Consider the following 1,107-nt stretch of genomic DNA (forward strand, 5'->3'; position numbering starts at 1 on the left):
CGCTAAGCCAACGGTCAGTGACGTAGCGGCATAATAGCGAAGCGGTCCTGCGTGTTAGCGTCCCAACGAGCGCTAGCGAGTGACTTAATTTGCTTGTTATATTTCATTGTTTAATAAAGGATGACAGGTTCAAAAAGGGAGTCTTTTGGTACGGTCATTGGGCCAATGATAGTTTTGCCTGTCTGAGTATCTACAACATAAAAGTTTACTTTTGTGTATTGATGTTCACCCAACTTTAACTGATAAGTTGTTTCATTTTTTAACTCCATCTCAAACGGTATTTCGGAGAAATTACCACCTTCTAGATAACAAACACTGAACTTTGCTTTTCCAAGTGCGATACGCGTTTCAGTGTTAAAGGAGTCTTTGGACTGATGTCCTTCACCGACTTTACAGATATAAATATATTCATGACCTTTTACAAAGATCTTCTGAGGGCTTTCTTCTCCAATAAATGTTGCGCTGGGAGTGTTTGCCGATGGTTGTACATAAGACACTCTCGGCTTTCCGGTCGATTTGCACCCGGTTAACACGATAACCAAAAATATAGATAAAAAAGCCAACTTATTCATAAATTTCCCTGAAATATAACACCCACATAAGGGGCAGTAATACATGGGCTAAAATCCGAGCGAAGCGACAGAGCCCATGTGTTACTGTCCCAGCGAGCTTACGAGCGATTTAATGCGTTTGTTATGCCTTGCGCTAAATTTGATTCGACACATAAATGCATAGAGTGCCAAAAATTAATAATGCCGCCGGAGCCAAAATTATATAGCCCCAGTGTTTTATCAACACTTTATCACCCAAGATTGATAGTTGTAATTTGTCATTTATATCAAAGAGCATTGTAAGTATGCTGGTATCGCAAACATAACTCGTAAGTCCAGAAGATGGATGATCGAAGCTGAGCTTTAAAACCTTCGCTCTACTAGAACGAGTTTCGGTACTCGCATTACGAAAGATTTTGTCTACAACAACAGCACTTACTGTTCTAGCCCGATACATAAACTGAATTCTATATAACAGCAAAATAGCTGAACCAACTAATAAAGATATTCCGATAGTTAAGCAATAAATCTTCATAATCTAATCATGGACATAACG

At 39.1% G+C, this 1,107-nt stretch carries 1 protein-coding gene; it reads right to left on the minus strand.

What is annotated here, in order from left to right:
- Positions 1-110: 110 nt before the first annotated feature.
- Positions 111-572 (minus strand): hypothetical protein, encoded by a 462-nt coding sequence (locus GVO63_RS19105; protein ID WP_159582014.1) that lies wholly within the window; start codon positions 570-572, stop codon positions 111-113.
- Positions 573-1,107 lie beyond the last annotated feature (535 nt).

Source organism: Alteromonas sp. KUL106 (assembly GCF_009811415.1).
In the GTDB taxonomy this organism is placed as follows: domain Bacteria; phylum Pseudomonadota; class Gammaproteobacteria; order Enterobacterales; family Alteromonadaceae; genus Alteromonas.

Excerpts from the sequence above, each read along its gene's own strand:
- GVO63_RS19105 (WP_159582014.1), bottom strand. The coding sequence starts at position 572 with ATGAATAAGTTGGCTTTTTTATCTATATTTTTGGTTATCGTGTTAACC.